The sequence below is a fragment of the Pseudomonas sp. W2Jun17 genome (assembly GCF_023127795.1).
In the GTDB taxonomy this organism is placed as follows: domain Bacteria; phylum Pseudomonadota; class Gammaproteobacteria; order Pseudomonadales; family Pseudomonadaceae; genus Aquipseudomonas; species Aquipseudomonas synxantha_A.
On sequence record NZ_SPKO01000025.1, the window covers coordinates 491,646 to 509,303 of the forward strand.

The 17,658-nt window shown below is 61.4% G+C and carries 12 protein-coding genes and 1 pseudogene; 8 read left to right on the forward strand and 5 right to left on the reverse strand.

Going from position 1 to position 17,658, the window contains the following annotated elements; genetic code table 11:
- The first annotated feature begins 162 nt into the window (after nucleotides 1-162).
- The 6 genes and pseudogenes from E4O98_RS15910 to E4O98_RS15935 all read left to right on the forward strand — a co-directional run bounded on the left by E4O98_RS15910 (nucleotide 163) and on the right by E4O98_RS15935 (nucleotide 6,635).
- Entirely contained in the window at nucleotides 163-1,404 is a 1,242-nt protein-coding gene (locus E4O98_RS15910; protein ID WP_032878422.1) for an SfnB family sulfur acquisition oxidoreductase, read from the forward strand.
- Nucleotides 1,405-1,444: 40 nt separating this feature from the next.
- Complete coding sequence (locus E4O98_RS15915) at nucleotides 1,445-2,638, forward strand: SfnB family sulfur acquisition oxidoreductase (protein WP_005783783.1); 1,194 nt, start codon at nucleotides 1,445-1,447, stop codon at nucleotides 2,636-2,638.
- Nucleotides 2,638-3,990: pseudogene (locus E4O98_RS15920) on the forward strand (LLM class flavin-dependent oxidoreductase). Before E4O98_RS15915 ends, E4O98_RS15920 begins: the two are co-directional and overlap by 1 nt.
- Before the next feature lie 83 nt (nucleotides 3,991-4,073).
- A complete protein-coding gene (locus E4O98_RS15925; RefSeq protein WP_103733995.1) occupies nucleotides 4,074-4,889 on the forward strand; it encodes a MetQ/NlpA family ABC transporter substrate-binding protein in 816 nt (271 codons plus the stop codon).
- Complete coding sequence (locus E4O98_RS15930) at nucleotides 4,886-6,001, forward strand: ATP-binding cassette domain-containing protein (RefSeq protein WP_148854259.1); 1,116 nt, start codon at nucleotides 4,886-4,888, stop codon at nucleotides 5,999-6,001. The genes E4O98_RS15925 and E4O98_RS15930 overlap by 4 nt, the downstream gene beginning before the upstream one ends.
- Nucleotides 5,991-6,635, forward strand: coding sequence for a methionine ABC transporter permease (locus tag E4O98_RS15935; protein WP_078820022.1), 645 nt, complete (start codon nucleotides 5,991-5,993; stop codon nucleotides 6,633-6,635). The genes E4O98_RS15930 and E4O98_RS15935 overlap by 11 nt, the downstream gene beginning before the upstream one ends.
- A 2-nt stretch (nucleotides 6,636-6,637) precedes the next feature.
- On the opposite strand, the gene E4O98_RS15940 is transcribed toward E4O98_RS15935, so the two are convergent.
- Nucleotides 6,638-7,741, reverse strand: a complete 1,104-nt coding sequence (locus E4O98_RS15940; RefSeq protein WP_103733998.1) for a hypothetical protein — start codon at nucleotides 7,739-7,741, stop codon at nucleotides 6,638-6,640.
- Nucleotides 7,742-7,918: 177 nt separating this feature from the next.
- Between E4O98_RS15940 and E4O98_RS15945 the strand changes: the two genes are divergently transcribed.
- A complete protein-coding gene (locus E4O98_RS15945; RefSeq protein ID WP_248135699.1) occupies nucleotides 7,919-8,545 on the forward strand; it encodes a class I SAM-dependent methyltransferase in 627 nt (208 codons plus the stop codon).
- Nucleotides 8,546-8,654: 109 nt separating this feature from the next.
- On the opposite strand, the gene E4O98_RS15950 is transcribed toward E4O98_RS15945, so the two are convergent.
- The 4 genes from E4O98_RS15950 to E4O98_RS15965 all read right to left on the reverse strand — a co-directional run bounded on the left by E4O98_RS15950 (nucleotide 8,655) and on the right by E4O98_RS15965 (nucleotide 16,266).
- The gene (locus tag E4O98_RS15950; RefSeq protein ID WP_248135700.1) at nucleotides 8,655-10,844 is read right to left on the reverse strand and encodes a glycoside hydrolase; all 2,190 of its coding nucleotides are present in this window, start codon (nucleotides 10,842-10,844) and stop codon (nucleotides 8,655-8,657) included.
- Between the two features lie 210 nt (nucleotides 10,845-11,054).
- Nucleotides 11,055-14,120 (reverse strand): efflux RND transporter permease subunit, encoded by a 3,066-nt coding sequence (locus E4O98_RS15955; protein ID WP_032878431.1) that lies wholly within the window; start codon nucleotides 14,118-14,120, stop codon nucleotides 11,055-11,057.
- Nucleotides 14,117-15,187: an efflux RND transporter periplasmic adaptor subunit gene (locus E4O98_RS15960; RefSeq protein WP_032878432.1), complete on the reverse strand. Its 1,071-nt coding sequence runs from the start codon at nucleotides 15,185-15,187 to the stop codon at nucleotides 14,117-14,119. Before E4O98_RS15960 ends, E4O98_RS15955 begins: the two co-directional genes overlap by 4 nt.
- Entirely contained in the window at nucleotides 15,184-16,266 is a 1,083-nt protein-coding gene (locus tag E4O98_RS15965) for an efflux RND transporter periplasmic adaptor subunit (RefSeq protein ID WP_248135701.1), read from the reverse strand. Before E4O98_RS15965 ends, E4O98_RS15960 begins: the two co-directional genes overlap by 4 nt.
- A 121-nt stretch (nucleotides 16,267-16,387) precedes the next feature.
- Between E4O98_RS15965 and E4O98_RS15970 the strand changes: the two genes are divergently transcribed.
- Nucleotides 16,388-17,548, forward strand: coding sequence for an AAA family ATPase (locus E4O98_RS15970; RefSeq protein ID WP_032881152.1), 1,161 nt, complete (start codon nucleotides 16,388-16,390; stop codon nucleotides 17,546-17,548).
- Nucleotides 17,549-17,658 lie beyond the last annotated feature (110 nt).

A 17,658-nucleotide genomic window follows, 5' to 3' on the forward strand; every position in this document is an offset into this window, starting at 1 on the left:
AGTTAGTTTATTTAAAGAATTAACACGCTTAGGGTATATGCACCGGACCACCGGACATTCCTGATTTTTCTGTTTTTATTTCATTGAATGCGAGGTCGGTATGGTCAGAATTACCCCGGTGCATAACGCCAGGGCATTGCGTGCAGCCAAGGAGCGGCGCTGATGTCTAACTTGGCTCTAACACCCCCCCAGAGTGATCTGGACGTAGCCCCCCTGTTGTTGCCCGCCACGGTGCTGCGCAACGACGCCCAGGCACTGAGTGCGGCTCATGAGCTGGCCCAGGCTGCGCGCCTGCAGGCCGCTACGCGCGACCAGCAGCGCAAACTGCCGTGGGCGCAACTCGAACAATTCACCCGCAGCGGCCTGGGCAGTATTTCCATTCCCCGTGAATACGGCGGCCCACAGGTGTCGTTTGTGACCCTGGCCGAAGTCTTTGCGATCATCAGCGCAGCCGACCCGGCCCTCGGGCAGATCCCGCAGAACCATTTCGGCATCCTGCACGTGTTGCAGGGCACCGCGACCGAGCGCCAGAAAAAGCAGCTGTTCCAGAGCGTGCTCGACGGTTGGCGCATCGGCAACGGCGGCCCGGAACGCGGTACCAAAAACACGCTGGAGCTCAAGGCCCGCCTCACGGCCGAAGGCGATGGGTTCGTGGTCAGCGGCCAGAAGTTCTACTCCACCGGCGCACTATTTGCCCACTGGGTCGCGATAAAGGCATTGAACGATGACGGCAAGCAAGTCATGGCCTTCGTGCGGCGCGGCAGCGAGGGGTTGCGCATCGTCGATGACTGGTCGGGCTTTGGCCAACGCACCACCGCCAGCGGCACCGTGCTGCTCGACCGGGTGGCGGTAGACCCGGAGTTGGTCATCGACAACTGGCGCCTGGGCGAAAGCCCGAATATCCAGGGTGCCGTGTCGCAACTGATCCAGGCAGCCATTGACGCCGGCATCGCCCGTGGTGCCCTCGACGACACTATCGCCTTTGTACGCGAGCGTTCACGCCCCTGGATCGACGCCAAGGTCGAGCGGGCCAGCGATGACCTGTATGTGATCGCCGATATCGGCAAGATGAAGATCGAACTGCACGCTGCCGAAGCACTGTTGCGCAAGGCCGGCCAGGTGCTGGACCAGGTCAGCGCGGCGCCGATCACCGCGCAGTCCGCCGCGCGCGCCTCGATTGCCGTAGCCGAGGCCAAGGTGCTCACCACCGAAGTGGCATTGCAGGTTACCGAAAAGCTCTTCGAACTGGCCGGCAGCCGCGCCACCCTCGCCGAATTCAACCTTGACCGTCACTGGCGCAACGCGCGGGTGCATACCCTGCACGATCCGGTGCGCTGGAAGTATCACGCCATCGGCGCGTATCGACTGAACGGCACCTTACCTGCTCGTCATTCCTGGATTTAACCGACCAGAACACTTTTTCCACGAGCTTCTGGAGAAACTCATGACCCTTTCTCACCACGTCGCGGTTATCACCAGCGATGAGCAAGCCCTTATCGTCGCCAGCGACCTCGCTGAAGATTTGCGCCGCGACAGCGCCCAGCGCGACCGCGAACGCCGCCTGCCGTGGCCCGAGCTGGACGTGTTTTCGCGCTCCGGCCTGTGGGGTATCACGGTGCCCAAGGCATTCGGCGGCGCGGGCGTATCCAATGTCACCCTGGCCAAGGTGATTGCACTGATTTCCCAGGCCGATGGTTCCTTGGGCCAGATCCCGCAAAATCATTTTTATGCCCTTGAAGTGCTGCGCGTAAACGGCAACCCCGAGCAGCAAAAGCGCCTGTACGCCGAGGTGCTGGCCGGTCAGCGCTTTGGTAACGCCTTGGCGGAACTGGGCACCAAGACCGCCCATGACCGCGTGACCAGCCTCACCCGCGACGGCGACGGTTTTCGCATCAACGGGCGCAAGTTCTACGCCACCGGCGCGATCTATGCCCAACGCATTCCCACCTCGGTGGTGGATGAAAACGGCATCCAGCAACTGGCGTTCGTACCCCGTGACAGCGAGGGCCTGACGGTCATCGACGACTGGAGCGGCTTCGGCCAGCGCACCACTGGCAGCGGCTCAGTGGTATTCGATAACGTGTGGGTCGCAGCGCAGGACGTGATCCCATTTCAGAGCGCCTTCGAACGCCCGACCACCGTGGGCCCCTTGGCGCAGATCCTTCACGCCGCCATCGACACCGGCATCGCCCGCGCAGCGTTTGAAGATGCGTTGCATTTTGTGCGCACCAAGACCCGCCCGTGGATCGATTCCGGCAACGACAAGGCCACCGAAGACCCGCTGACTCTAAAGAGCTTCGGCCACCTGAGCATTCGCTTGCACGCCGCCGAGGCGTTGCTGGAGCGCTCCGGCGAATTCCTCGACCGCGCCCAGGCCGACAGCAATGCCCAGACCGTCGCCGCCGCGTCCATCGCCGTGGCCGAAGTGCGCGCCCTGAGCACCGAGATTTCCCTCGCAGCGGGCAGCACCTTGTTCGAACTGGCCGGCAGCCAGGCGACTTTGGCCGAGCATGGCCTGGACCGCCATTGGCGCAACGCCCGGGTGCACACCCTGCATGATCCGGTGCGCTGGAAATATCATGCGGTAGGCAACTATTACCTCAACGATGAAAACCCGCCGCTGCGGGGGACCATCTGATGAGCAAGAAAAAGATCCTGCTCAATGCCTTCAACATGAACTGCATCGGGCATATCAACCACGGTTTGTGGACTCACCCACGGGACAACTCGACCGAGTACAAGAGCCTCGAATACTGGACCGAATTGGCGCAGATTCTTGAGCGCGGGTTGTTCGATGGTTTGTTTATCGCCGATATCGTCGGCGTCTATGACGTGTACCAGAACTCGATTGACGTGCCGCTCAAGGAGTCCATCCAACTACCGGTCAACGACCCGTTGCTGCTGGTCTCGGCCATGGCCGCCGTCACCCGGCACCTTGGCTTCGGCCTTACCGCCAACCTGACCTACGAGCCGCCCTATCTGTTCGCCCGGCGCATGTCCACGCTCGATCACCTGAGCCGTGGCCGCGTCGGCTGGAACATCGTCACCGGCTATCTCGATAGCGCCGCCAAAGCCATGGGCCTCACCGAACAGGTCGAACATGACCGGCGCTACGACCAGGCCGATGAATACCTGGAGGTGTTGTACAAACTCTGGGAAGGCAGCTGGGAAGACGACGCGGTCCTCAACGACCCGCAAACGCGGGTGTATGCGCAACCGGGCAAGGTGCACAAGGTGGAGCACCACGGTGAGTTTTATCAGGTAGAGGGTTATCACCTGTGCGAGCCATCGCCGCAGCGTACGCCAGTGTTGTTCCAGGCCGGCAGTTCCGAGCGCGGGCTGCTGTTCGCCGGGCGCCACGCCGAGTGCGTGTTCATCAGCGGGCAGAACAAGGCCGCGACCAGGCTACAGGTGGACAAGGTGCGCGCCAGCGCAGTGGAGGCTGGGCGCAACCCGGATGACATCAAGGTGTTCATGGGCCTCAACGTGATCGTGGGCGCCACCGAGGAGCTTGCATGGGCCAAGCACGCCGAGTACCTGAGCTATGCCAGTGCGGAAGCCGGTGTGGCGCACTTTTCGGCGTCCACGGCGATTGATTTTTCTGCCTACGAACTGGACGAACCCATCCAGTACGTGAAGAGCAACGCGATCCAGTCGGCCACCAAGAACCTGCAAAACAACGACTGGACCCGGCGCAAATTGCTCGAATAGCACGCCCTGGGTGGGCGCTATATCACCTTGGTGGGCTCGCCTGAGCAGGTTGCTGATGAGTTGGAATCCTGGATCAGTGAAACCGGGCTGGATGGTTTCAACCTGACGCGCATTGTGACGCCGGAGAGCTATGTGGATTTCATTGACCTAGTGATACCGGAACTACAACGACGTGGGTCGTACAAGACCGCCTATGAGCAGGGCACCCTGCGGGAAAAAGTTTTCCACGGCACCGCTCGGCTACCCGAACAACACACCGGCGCCACCTACCGTCACTGATCAAAAAATGTGGGAGGGGGCTTGCTCCCTCCCACATTGGATCTCCATTGTTTGTGCCTATACCTTATGACTGGAAATTGATTATGAAAAAAACACTGCTCACCCACCCAGTCAAAGCACTGGCCCTGGCCTTCGGCTTATTCAGCACAGCGGTCTTCGCCGCCGACCCACCACTGAAAATCGGCACCACCGCCGCCTTCGCCATTCCGCTGGAGGCGGCCGTTGAAGAGGCCGGCAAACAGGGCCTGAAAGTCGAACTGGTCGAGTTCAGCGACTGGATCGCCCCCAACGTCAGCCTCGCCGCCGGCGATATCGACGTGAACTACTTCCAGCACATTCCCTTCCTGGAAAACGCCAAGGCCGCCGCCGGGTTTGACCTGGTGTCTTACGCACCGGGCATCATCAACAACGTCGGCCTGTATTCGAAGCAATACAAAAGCTTCAACGACCTGCCCGAAGGCGCCAGCGTGGCCATTGCCAACGACCCGATCAACAGCGGGCGCGGCCTGCAACTGCTGGCCAAGGCCGGGTTGATTACCCTCAAGCCGGGCGTGGGCTACAAGGCCACCGAAGAAGACATCGTCAGCAACCCCAAAAAGCTCAAGATCCTGCAGGTGGAAGCCGTGCAACTGGTACGCGCCTACGACGACGCCGACCTGGTGCAGGGCTACCCGGCGTATATCCGCCTGTCCAAGACCTTCGATGCGCAATCGGCGCTGCTGTTCGATGGCCTCGACCACCCGGAGTACGTGATTCAGTTCGTGATTCAGCCCAAGAGCAAGACCGACCCACGAGTGATCAAGTTCGTCGACATCTACCAGCACTCGCCGGTGGTACGTGCCGCATTGGATAAATCCCTGGGCAAGCTCTACCAAGTCGGCTGGGAAGATAAAAAATGACCGCCGCCAACGCCCAACTGCGCGACCTGGGCCATGCGCCCAGGGACGCCGAGCAGACTGAACTGCACCCGGACCTCAATCGCGCCCACGTGCGTTTTATCAACCTGGGCAAAACCTATGGCGGCACCGTACACGCCCTGCAAGGCATCGACCTGGCGATCCAGCGTGGCGAAGTGTTCGGCATCATCGGCCGCAGCGGTGCCGGCAAGTCATCGCTGATCCGCACCATCAACCGCCTGGAACAACCCAGCAGCGGGCGCGTGCTGATCGATCAGGTGGACATCGGCGGCTTCGATGAAGACCACCTGGTAGCACTGCGCCGGCGCATCGGCATGATCTTCCAGCACTTCAACCTGATGTCGGCCAAGACCGTGTGGCAGAACGTCGAACTGCCTCTCAAGGTCGCCGGCGTGAACCAGGCACAACGCGTGCGTAAGGTGCATGAACTGCTGGAGCTGGTAGGTCTGCAAGACAAGCACAAGGCGTATCCGGCGCAGCTTTCCGGAGGGCAGAAACAGCGCGTCGGCATCGCCCGCGCGCTGGTGCACGACCCCGAGATTCTGCTGTGCGACGAGGCCACCTCGGCCCTCGATCCGGAGACCACCCAGTCGATCCTCGGCCTGCTGCGTGAGATCAACCAACGCCTGGGCCTGACCATCGTATTGATCACCCATGAGATGGCGGTGATCCGCGAAATCTGCGACCGCGTGGTGGTGCTGGAACACGGGCGCATCGTCGAGCAAGGCCCGGTGTGGCAAGTGTTCGGCAACCCGCAGCATGAGGTCAGCAAGACCCTGCTCGCACCGCTGCAACACGGCCTGCCGCCCGAATTGCAAAATCGCCTGCAACCGACACAAACCTCGGCTGATGCGGCGCTGGTGCTGCGCTTGCAGTTCACCGGCAGCGATACCGATGAGCCGGACCTGGCCGCACTGTTCAGCGCCCTCGGCGGCCGCGTGCGCTTGCTGCAAGGCGGTGTGGAGCGGATCCAGGGGCACGCTCTGGGGCAATTACTGCTGGCGGTGAATGGGTCGCCGCACAATGCCGAAGAGCTGCGTAACCGCGCCGGCAATTGGGCACAACGGGTAGAGGTGCTGGGCTATGTGGTTTGATCGTTTAGTACAGGGCGCTATCGACACGTTGTTGATGGTCGGTGTGTCGTCGCTGATTGCCTTGCTGGTCGGTATCCCGCTGGCGGTATTGCTGGTTACCAGCGACAAGGGCGGTATCTACCAGGCGCCGGCGCTTAACCGCGTGCTGGGGGCGTTCGTCAATCTGTTCCGCTCCATTCCGTTCCTGATCCTGATGGTGGCGCTGATCCCGTTCACTCGGCTGATCGTCGGAACCACCTACGGTGTATGGGCCGCCGTGGTACCGCTGACCATCGCCGCCACACCGTTCTTTGCGCGCATTGCCGAAGTCAGCCTGCGCGAGGTCGACCACGGCCTGATCGAAGCGGCTCAGGCCATGGGTTGCCGGCGCTGGCACATCATCTGGCATGTGCTGCTGCCGGAAGCCCTGCCGGGGATCGTCGGCGGGTTCACCATCACGCTGGTCACCATGATCAACTCATCGGCCATGGCCGGCGCGATTGGCGCCGGTGGCTTGGGCGACATTGCCTACCGCTATGGCTACCAGCGGTTTGATTCGCAGATCATGCTCACGGTGATTGTGTTGTTGGTGGTGCTGGTGGCGGTAATTCAACTGAGTGGGGATCGCTTGGCGCGGGTATTGAACAAGCGCTGAACTCACGGGCATTCGTCCAACTGCGCGACGCTGGCATGGGGTACGAAGCTGACGGTTTTTTCCTTGGCCTGCCAGGGGCGCACGATGTAGCTGCCGTCCGAGTCTGCCATTACCCGCAGTTTTACACTGCGCTGCGGGTTGTCGGCGTCTACCAGCACGCGAAGAACCTTGGCGTCGTCCGACCAGGTCATCAGCGTACACACGCGCCCTCCGGAGGCGGAGCCTTGCAATGGCAACCCACCCAGCTTCGACCCGCTTGCCGGGATCAGCCCGAGGAAGACGATGAGTGCAAAGGCTGCCATTGAGGCGAATGCCACCGGGTTTTTATGATCCCTCATGCACACCACAAGGCAAGCGGCACATCCCTGGACCAGGAACAGCACCACCAGTTCGGCAAACATGAACGGCGCAAAAAGCACCGCACTGTCGGAATACTCGCGAAAGGCCCGGGAGACCGGCACCGTCACCATGAGGATTACCAGCATTTGAACGGCACCTGCACCGACACTGGCCAGCCAGAATTCTCCGGACAGGTCACGCAGTGCAATATGGGTGGGACGGGCGCGAAGGATGATGCCAACGTAGACCACAACCGCCAGCACGACCGCCACTATCCAGCTGATGGTCAGTAGAGGCCCGCTCTGGGCATTCACGGACAGGTAAACAGCGGACATCCAAAAGATACCCATGACGACCAGACTGGCGGCCCAGTGCAGCAACAAACGGCGATGTTGCGCCGTCACCTGCGGCGATGCCGGGCTGAGATTGAGCTGATCACTCAGGCGCACACCCGTGCCGTTCAGCCGCGTGAACAAGATGAACGTGGGCACCAGGATCGACGCGCCCATCATGCCGATCACAAACACCAGCATGGCGAACATCGCTGGCAGCGCAGTGAATGCGGCGGCCGACAGAATGCTCAGGGGTACTTTTTCCACCTGGATGTACTGGTACAAATACAAGCCTGCCACCGACAGGATCCCCACCGTCAGCGGCCAGGCGCGTTCATTGAGCCAGAGCAGGCCGCTGCTGAGTTTCGTGGCGTATTGGTCCACCTTGTTTGCAGTGAATTTCTGACCCTCACGTGAACGTTTTTCTTCTTCCATGAATGTACAACCCTCTTTGAATGAGGGCCGAATCTTACCCAGAATCCTGCGGGGCGGTCTGTCGGATTCTCCCAACACGCACACAATGAACCGCCCTACACCAGATACACGTCTTTCAACTCAAGGGTGAGCCTGAGGTATAGTCCAACGACCTCAACCGCAGCGGTGCGCCACACCATGAAACTCGCCCCCGACGACCTCAACCAGATCACCGCCACCACCCTCGGCCATTACAACAAGGTGGCCGAAGACTTCCGTGAAGGCACCCGCGATCACGATGTGAGCCAGAACATCGACGCGCTGTTGCGACATATCCAGGGCTCGGCGCCGTTTACCGTGCTGGATTTCGGCTGCGGGCCGGGGCGGGATTTGCAGACTTTTACGCGCATGGGGCATATCGCCGTGGGGCTGGATGGCTCCGAGCGGTTTGCGCAGATGGCGCGGGACGACAGCGGCTGTGAGGTATTGCAACAGGATTTTCTCAAGCTGGACCTGCCACCCGAGCGCTTCGATGGCGTGTTTGCCAATGCGGTGCTGTTTCATATTCCCAAGCAGGAATTGCCCCGGATTCTCAAGCAGTTGCATGGCACATTGAAGCCTGGGGGCGTGCTGTTCAGCTCCAACCCTCGAGGTGAAAACCAGGAAGGCTGGAATGGGCCGCGGTATGGCTCTTATCACGACCTGGAAGCGTGGCGGGGCTTGCTGACCGAGGCCGGATTTGAAGAGCTGGAGCACTACTACCGGCCGGCCGGGTTGCCGCGGGAACAGCAGCCTTGGTTGGCGAGTGTGTGGCGTAAAATTTAGTGCCGCATCGCCTGTACCGGCCTCATCGCAGGCAAGCCAGCTCCCACATTCGGAATGCATTTCACTGTGGGAGCCGGGCTTGCCCGCGATGGCGCCGTAACGGGCAGCGTTATTTCACCTGATACACCACCGGCTCCTCCCCCTCCACCAGCGCCGTCACACTGCGCCCGGCATACCCATCTTTCTGCGCGTCCGAAAAATTCGCCACCAACCGCGTCCCATCGGCGAAGGTGGTTTGCTGCAACAGTTTGTCCGCTGTCAGCCAGCGAAACTCAGTCATTGCCTGAGTCCCCAACCGTTGATGCAGCGGCCGAAAGAACCGGTCCTGGCGCTGAATCACCGGCAGCCTGTCCTTGAGTGTCGTCGCGCTCAGGTGATACAGCGGCGGTACGTTGTAGAGCAGTTGGGCCAGTTCATTTTCAGCCCGTACATTGCTCAGCTTGAGGTTGTCGAACAGCCAGTGATGAGTGGTGATCACCGAGCCATGGAACACCGCCTGATACAACGGCAGCCGCATCGTCGGGTCGAAATACACCGTGCGCAGCGACGCTTTCAACGGCACAGGCTTGAAGAACACCGCCGGCTGTTCCGCCGGGTACCAGTTGCCGACGTAATAGGGCGACTGCCGGTCGCGGGTCATGTCCCGGTCACCCCAGCCGATCACCGGAGTTTGCATACCATGGGCAAACATAATGCCCTGAGCGGTGACGGCGTTGCCGTCTTCGGAACCTGCGGGCAGTTTTAGCGAAGTGTTGATCCAGCGCGAGGCGTCGATATTGCCCTGGGCATTCTGCACCTGACTCATGGAGGCGCCGTCGCGGTAGCTGTCAAAGATCATGCTGGTGGCGTACGCATCGAGGAACCAGGCATTGAATCCGGCTGCGGCCTGCACCGCCTTTACCCGTGCTTCCAGCAACGGTCGCACACAGCGCGGGTCCGTGTAGTGGCCGGATTGTTGGAAACCGGCTTTCGGCTGGCCGTTCTTCAATATGATTGCGCAGTCACGGTACGCCTTGCCGCCCAGGTGGGCAGTGGCCCAGTCCGGATTTTCGCTGGCCGACAGCGCCGTTTCATACGAATCGTAAGGCGCCATCAGGTACCCGGCATCCACGCCTGCGCGAATCGCTTCGGGATGCCAGAGCCCGCCTTCCCAGCCATCACCCAGGGTCAACAGCAGACGCGAGAGCCCCGCGTCACGCAAGGCTTGGATAGTCGAATGCCCCCAGGTTTCGGGGCGATCACTCAAAGCTGAGACGAAATCCACGGCCAGCTCGCTACGCAACTCGCCGTAGCGAGTGGCAAGGCGACTCATGTCGGGCTCTTCCACTTGCCAGGCTTGCCGGGCCTTCTGGTTGATGGCCGCATTGAGGCCGCGCAGCAACACGGTTTGCTCATAACGATTCAATGCGGTTGTCTGTGCAAGCACCTTCGCAGACTCTTTGTCCAGCAGCCTGCCAAGCTCATGGGTGCGCAGCCGTTTGATCAACGTTGGCCAATCACGGACATCATCCAGCGTCAGCAAGCCGTTGCCCCAGAGGTAAACGTGACTGGCGCCGAGCAATTTCACCGCCTCGGGGGTTTGCCGCAGCTTGTCCGCCAGCGGCTCGTAACGGCCCTGCTCCACCAACCATTGGCGATAATGCTTGGCCCCGGCCAATGGGTCTGCATCGCCCAGGTACAGGCGCAGCGTCATCGGTGCGTCGGGGGCAAGGGTGGTGAATTCATGGGCCGCTGACAACGCCAGGCCCTGGCCGTCCGCTTGCCATTCAAGGCGATTGTTGTAGGGGTTGGTCAGCAGCCAGTTAAGCGTGAAGCGCCCGTGATCCAGGCCCCACAAGGGCAAGCTCAGGTCCTGGGTGGTATTGACTTCGCCGTGCTCAAGCAGGAACGCCTTCCACACGGGGTTATCAAAGGGCACATAATGCCCTTCAGCCAACGGCCAGATCAGCGCCTGGCCCATGGCCGTGGCCGGCTGGCGCAGCAGGGCCAATTCACCCGGCTCGCGAGCACTGATAGACAGGGACAGTTCGCGCTGCTCAAGCCGGGCCGTCAGGCGGTAGGCGCCGCTATCCCATTGCCAGGAGACCTGTGCGGCATCAGCTTGCAACGCACTGACAGCGTGCGCGGCGACACCGCTGGAGGCTTGTACCGGGGCCTCCCCCGCTGGCGTGACACGCAGCGCCAGGGTTGCAGGGTCGAGGTCAACGCGCCACAGGGCGTTTTCCAGCACGGTGGAGGCAAAGACTGAGGGCGCAAGAACAAGCGCACAGAGCACAAAGATGAGGCGCAGGCACTGCATGGGAATCGACCTGGACGGAGAAGTTAGGTCGAGAGGGTAAAACATGCAGACAGTGGCCGGGGCAACAAGTGGATCTTTCGGAAGCTTCCCACAGCCTCAAGCGAGATGAAGATCCAAATGTGGGAGGGGGCTTGCTCCCGATGGCGATGGGCCAGATACAGATGCACTGACTGAACCATCGCCATCGGGAGCAAGCCCCCTCCCACATTTTTAACCGCGCTGTTCCTGATGCTCTTGTTTGGGTTCGCGGATTTTGTACCAGGCCACATACAGCGCCGGCAAAAACAGCAGCGTCAGCAACGTGGCGATGATAATCCCGCCAATCATCGCGTAGGCCATCGGCCCCCAGAACACTTCCCGGGCAATCGGGATCATGCCCAGGCTCGCCGCTGCCGCCGTAAGCAGAATCGGCCGACGCCGGTGTTCGGTCGCTTCCACCACCGCATCCCACGGCGTATAGCCCGCCACTTCATACTCATGAATCTGTGTGACCAGGATCACCGAGTTGCGGATGATGATACCGATCAGCGCCAGGATCCCCAGGATCGCCACAAACCCCATCGGCGTACCGGTGGGGATCAACGCCAGCACCACGCCGATCAGCCCCAGCGGTGCAACGCTGGCCACCAGGAACATTTTCTGCACGCTGTGCAACTGGATCATCAGGAACGTGGCCATCAGGAACAGCATCAACGGCACCACACTGGCAATCGGGCCCTGGGCCTTGCCGCTTTCTTCCACGGTGCCGCCGGTGGCGACTTTGTAGCCCACCGGCAGGCCGTCACTGAATTTCTGGATGGTCGGCGCCAGTTGCTTGACCAGGTCGGTCGGCTGCATCTCATCGCGCACCGCGGCCTTGATGGTAATCGTCGGCTTGCGGTCACGACGCCACACCAGCGGCTGCTCCAACTCGTAACGCACCGTGGCAAACGCGAGCAACGGGATCGAGGTACCGTTGGGCGTAACGATCTGAAGGTTCTGCAAGGTTTCCGGCGTGCCGCGCTCGGCATCTTCGGCGCGACCGACCACGTTGATCAGGTAGATATCGTCGTGCACCTGGGTCACCGCCGCGCCGCTGACCACGCTGTTCATCAACTGCGCCACGTCTTCCGACGACAGCCCCAGTTGCCGCGCCTTGTCCTGGGCGATGTCGACGCGTAGCACTTTGCCCGGCTCGTTCCAGTCGTAGATGATCTCGCCCAAGTGGGTGTTCTGGTCCAGCAAGGTCGCCAGTTCGATGGCGTGCTTGCGCACCTGGTCGGTGTCTTTACCGGAGACGCGGTACTGAATCGGCCGCCCGACCGGCGGGCCCATTTCCAGCGGCTGCACATAGCTGCCGATACCGACAAAATCATCGCGCAGGCGTTTCTGCAATCGCGCAATCAAGGCGCTGCGCTCTTCCAGGCCCTTGCTGACGATCACCAACTGCGCGTAGTACGGGTTCTCCAGTTGTTGGTCCAGCGGCAGGTAAAAACGGATCGCGCCCTGGCCGATGTAGGTGCTCCAGCGAGAAATGTCCGGGTCGTCCTTGATGATCGCTTCGAGGCGGTCAACCGCCTTGCGCGTCTCGTTGATCGAGGCGTTTTGCGGCAGGTTCAGATCAACCAGGATTTCCGGGCGATCCGATGACGGGAAAAACTGGTTCTGCACAAACTGCATGGAAAACACCGAGGCCGCAAACAGCGCCACGGTGATACCGATGGCCCACCAGCGGTTGCGCATGGCCCAGAGCATACCGCCATTGAACGCGCGGCCGATGCGCCCAGGCTCGGCGTTATGCGGCTTCACATTGGCGCTGAGAATATGCACGCCGATCACCGGCGCAAACAGTACCGCCACCACCCACGACACCAACATCGCCACGGCAATCACCGCGAACAGAGTAAAGGTGTACTCGCCCGCCGAACTGGCATTGAGGCCAATCGGCACGAAACCGGCCACGGTCACCAGCGTACCGGTGAGCATCGGGAACGCTGTTGAGGTGTAGGCGTAGGTGGCGGCCTGCTCCTTGGTTTCGCCTTTTTCCAGGCGCGTGATCATCATCTCCACGGTGATCATCGCATCGTCCACCAACAAGCCGAGTGCAATGATCAACGCACCCAACGATACCCGCTGCATGGTGATGCCGCTGTATTCCATAAACACGAACACCAGCGCCAGCACCAACGGAATCGAGCACGCCACCACCAGCCCAGCGCGCATACCGAGGCTGATAAAGCTCACCACCAGCACGATAATCACGGCTTCGAACAACGCGCTGGTAAAGCCGCCGACGGCCTCTTCCACCACTTCGGCCTGGTCAGACACCTTGTGCACACCGACGCCCACCGGCAGGTCGGCAGTCAGCTCATCCATGCGCCCGTGCAGCGCCTTGCCGAACGACTGGATATTGCCGCCCTTTTGCATGGCGATCGCCAAGCCAATCGCCGGCTTGCCATTGAAACGGAACATCGGCCTTGCCGGGTCGACGTAACCGCGACTGATGTCAGCGATATCCGCCAGCCGATAGAAGCGGTCATTGAGGCGCAGGTTGACGTTGGCCAGGTCTTTCTCCGAAGCGAACTGCCCAGAGGTGCGCACCGATATGCGCTCCGGCCCGGCCTCGATCACCCCGGCAGGCGTTACCGCATTCTGCGATTGCAGGCTTTGCACGACCTGGCGTTGATCAATGCCCAATGCCGCCAGTTTGCGCGTGGAGAAGTTCAGGTAGATCACTTCATCCTGCTGGCCGATCATCTCGACCTTGCCCAGCCCCGGCACCGAGCGGATTTCGGCGCGCACCTGCTCCACGTAGTCGCGCAACTGGCGCATCGACAAGCCGTCGCCAGTAAAGGCGTACACCGAGCCGAACACATCACCGAACTCATCGTTGAACGACGGCCCCTGCAGGCCCTGGGGGAAGGTGCCGCGAATATCATCGATCTTCTTGCGAACCTGGTACCAGATCTCCGGAATGGCCTTGGCGCTGGTGGTGTCCTTGAGGAACACGAACACCGTGGACTCACCCGGTCGCGTATAACTTTTCACGTAGTCTAGGGAGTCGAGCTCTTCGAGTTTTTTCTCGATGCGATCGGTGACCTGCTTGAGGGTTTCCTCCTGGGTAGCGCCCGGCCAGCGGGTCTGGATCACCATGGTCTTGATGGTGAATGAGGGGTCTTCCTCGCGGCCCAGGTTCATATACGAGAACACGCCCATCAGCAGCGCGACGAACATCAGGTACCAGACGAAGGACTGATGCTTGAGTGCCCAGTCGGATAAGTTGAAGCTCCCTTTCATCGCGGGCTGTCCTCGTCGATTTTGACTTTTTGCCCGGGTTTCAGGCTGTTCACGCCGGCGGTGACGATGCGTTCACCGGCTTTGATGCCGCCATTGACCAAGGCGCTGTCAGCATCCCGGCTGACCACACTGACGTCGCGTGGCTGCACGGTCTGGCTCTGGGTATCAAGCAGCCAGATGCGCGTCTTGCCGTCGACGTCCTGCAACGCGCTCAAGGGCAATTCGATACGCGGCGTAATGGCGCTGCTCAAGGTCACGCTGATGGCGGTGCCCAGGCGGAACGCGGCGGGAGTGTCGGTCAGGCTCAGACGTGCGCGGCGGGTGCGCGTGGCACTTTGGGCCTGGGGTTCGATCTCGCGCACGATGGCGGTGGTATGCACGCTGGGGTCCAGTTGCCCGGCGACCAGAAACACCACATCCGTCGGCAGGCGCTCGGCCAGGCCGGCAGGCAGGTCGATCACCGCCTCCTTGATGTCCGGGCGAGCCAGGGTCACCACCTGCTGCCCCGCGCTGACTACCTGGCCAGCCTCGGCATTCCAGGCAGTGACGATACCGGCGTGGTCAGTGTGCAGTTCGGCATAATTGAGCTGGTCCTTGGCTTGATTGACCGAGGCGCGGGCCTGATCAAGGGTGGCCTGGGTGGTTTTCAGGTCAGTCTGCGCCACATCCAACTGAGCCTGGGCGCCGACGCCCCGGTTGAACAGCTCCTGCTGGCGACGGGCATTGGCCTGGGCATTGATGAACTGTGCCTGCACGCGGGCGAGGTCGCCCTGGGCGGCACGCAGTTGGTTCTGCTGGTCGGTGGGGTCGAGCACGGCAAGCAAGGCCCCCTTCTCCACCTCGGCGCCCACGTCGACGGCGCGACGGGCGATGCGGCCCGACACCCGGAAACCCAGGTTGCTTTCGTAGCGGGCCTGGATAGTGCCGGCGAAGCGGCCGAGGTTTTCCTGATCTTCAGCCTTCACTTGCATGGACAACACCGGGCGCACAGGTTCAGGCGGCGCCTCTTCCTTGGAGCAAGCCATCAGCAACAGGCTGGCGGCGACGATAACCGTCAGTTGCTTCATGGCTGGGCTCCTTGCTGGGCGATCTCGACCACCATGCCGGGGTGCAGCAATTGCCCACCGGCCACTACGACTTTTTCGCCGCCTTTAAGGCCCTCGCCAATAATCACCTTGCCGGTGAGGTAACGGGCCACCTTGACCTTGTGCAGCTGCGCCTTGCCGTCGGCATCCACCAGCCATACGGCAGGCTCGCTGAGGTCTTTGGTCAAGGCCGCCCAGGGTAATTCGATACTGGCCTTGGCCGGGCCGTTGGCGGTGGCGCTCACCACCGAACCCAGCTCCATGCCTTTAGGCAGGTTTTGCAGGGCGATCTTCACTTGTATGGTGCCGGTATTGGCCGCCACTGCCGGGGTCACTTCCCGCACCTTGCCCACGGCTTTGATGCTCGGGTTGTCCAGCAGGCTGACGGTAATCGGCGCATCCGGCGGCGGCTCCACCAGCAGGGATTCATACACGTTGAACACCGCGTCACGTTCGCCATCACGGGCCAGGCTGAAGATCGGTACGGTGGCTTGTACCACTTGGCCGACTTCGGCCTGGCGCGCCGTGATGATCCCCGGTGCATCGGCGACCAGCGCCGTGTAGCCAAGTTGCTCACGGGCGTTGGCCAATTGCGCCTGCGCGGCGGCCAGGGCACTTTGGCTGCTGCGCAACGCGGCCTGGGCGGCATCGTATTCGCTGCGACTGGTGTAGCCCTTGGGCAAGAGTTTTTCCTGGCGCACGAAGGCGGCGGCGGTCTGCTTGACCCGCGCCTGTTCGGCCACAACCTGGGCCTGGGCGGAATCGACGTTGGTTTGCAGGTCCTTGGGGTCAAGCTTGGCCAGTACTTGCTTGGCCGTTACTCGGTCGCCCACGTCCACCATGCGCTGAATGATCTTGCCACCCACGCGAAAGGACAAATCGGTCTGCACCCGCGCCTGGATATCGCCCGTCAGCGTGACCGCCGCGGCAAAATCCGCCGGCTGCACGGTTTGCACAAATACCCGTGAATGCTGCTTGGGCTCGGCTTTGTCTTGGCCACAGCCGCTCAGCAGCGCCAGGAGGCCAAGGCTGAAAATTAATGTCGAAGCGCGACCGCCCATGCAGGCTCCTTTTGCGTGATGCTCACGTACAAGTGTGTATGCGACTGTGAGCTTAGAACAGGGTTCCTTATCTGCATGGAGGATCCCATACTCCAATGGTTCCCCAGCCGATTAAATGCATATGCTGAAAACCCTCGCGGTGGCCAATTACCGCTCGATCAATAAATTGGTAGTCCCGTTGGACCGCTTGAACCTGATCACCGGGCCCAATGGCAGCGGCAAGTCCAACCTGTACCGGGCCCTGCGCCTGCTGGCAGAAACCGCCCAGGGCGGAGTGATCAATGCCCTGGCCCGTGAAGGCGGGCTGGATTCGACCTTCTGGGCCGGGCCGGAAACCATCAGCCGGCGTATGCGCACTGGTGAAGTACCGATCGAATCCAATGTGCGCCAGGGCGTCAAACGCCTGCGCTTAGGGTTTGCCGCCGAAGATTTCAGCTACGCAATCTCTCTGGGATTGCCGGAAAAAACCTCGTCGTTCTTCAGCCTCGACCCCGAAGTGAAGAAGGAATGCATCTGGGCCGGCCACATCTACCGCCCGGCCAGCCTGTTGGTGCAGCGCTCAGGTGCCATGGTGCGTGCCCGCGAAGGCCGTGCCTGGGATGTACTGGCGCAGCACACACCCAACTACCACAGCCTGTTCGATCAGGTCGGCAGCCTGCGCGGCTCGCCGGAAGTGCTGCTGTTGCGTGAAAGCATTCGTGGCTGGCGCTTTTATGATCACTTTCGCAGCGACGTGGACGCGCCAGTGCGCCAGCCCCAGTTGGGCACGCGTACGCCGGTGTTGCATCACGATGGCCGCGATTTGGCGGCCGCGTTGCAGACTATCCGCGAGATCGGCGACCCCGAGGCGCTGCAACGTGCCGTAAGCGATGCATTCCCGGGGGCGCGCCTGAACATTGAACCGTTGCAAGGCGGACGCTTTGCCATTGAGTTCTATCAGGAAGGCTTGCTGCGGCCGTTGTCGGCGGCGGAGCTGTCGGACGGCACCTTGCGCTACCTGCTGCTGATCGCAGCGCTGCTGACGCCACGCCCACCGACCATGATGGTACTGAACGAACCTGAGACCAGCTTGCATCCGGACCTGCTGCCCGCCTTGGCGCGCCTGATTATCGAAGCGTCGAAGCAGTGCCAGGTGTGGGTGGTGTCCCATGCCAGCCGCTTGATTGCGGCGTTGCAGCAGGATGAGGGGTGCAATTCGATTGTGCTGGAGAAGGTGTTGGGGGAAACGCGGATCGTGGGGCAAGGGATTCTGGATGGGCCGGCCTGGCATTGGCCGGAGTAGGTGGTGACTGTACCGGCCTCATCGGGAGCAAGCCCCCTCCCACATTTTGACCTGTATTCACACATCGGAATGTGTGAACCCGATCCAGTGTGGGAGGGGGCTTGCTCCCG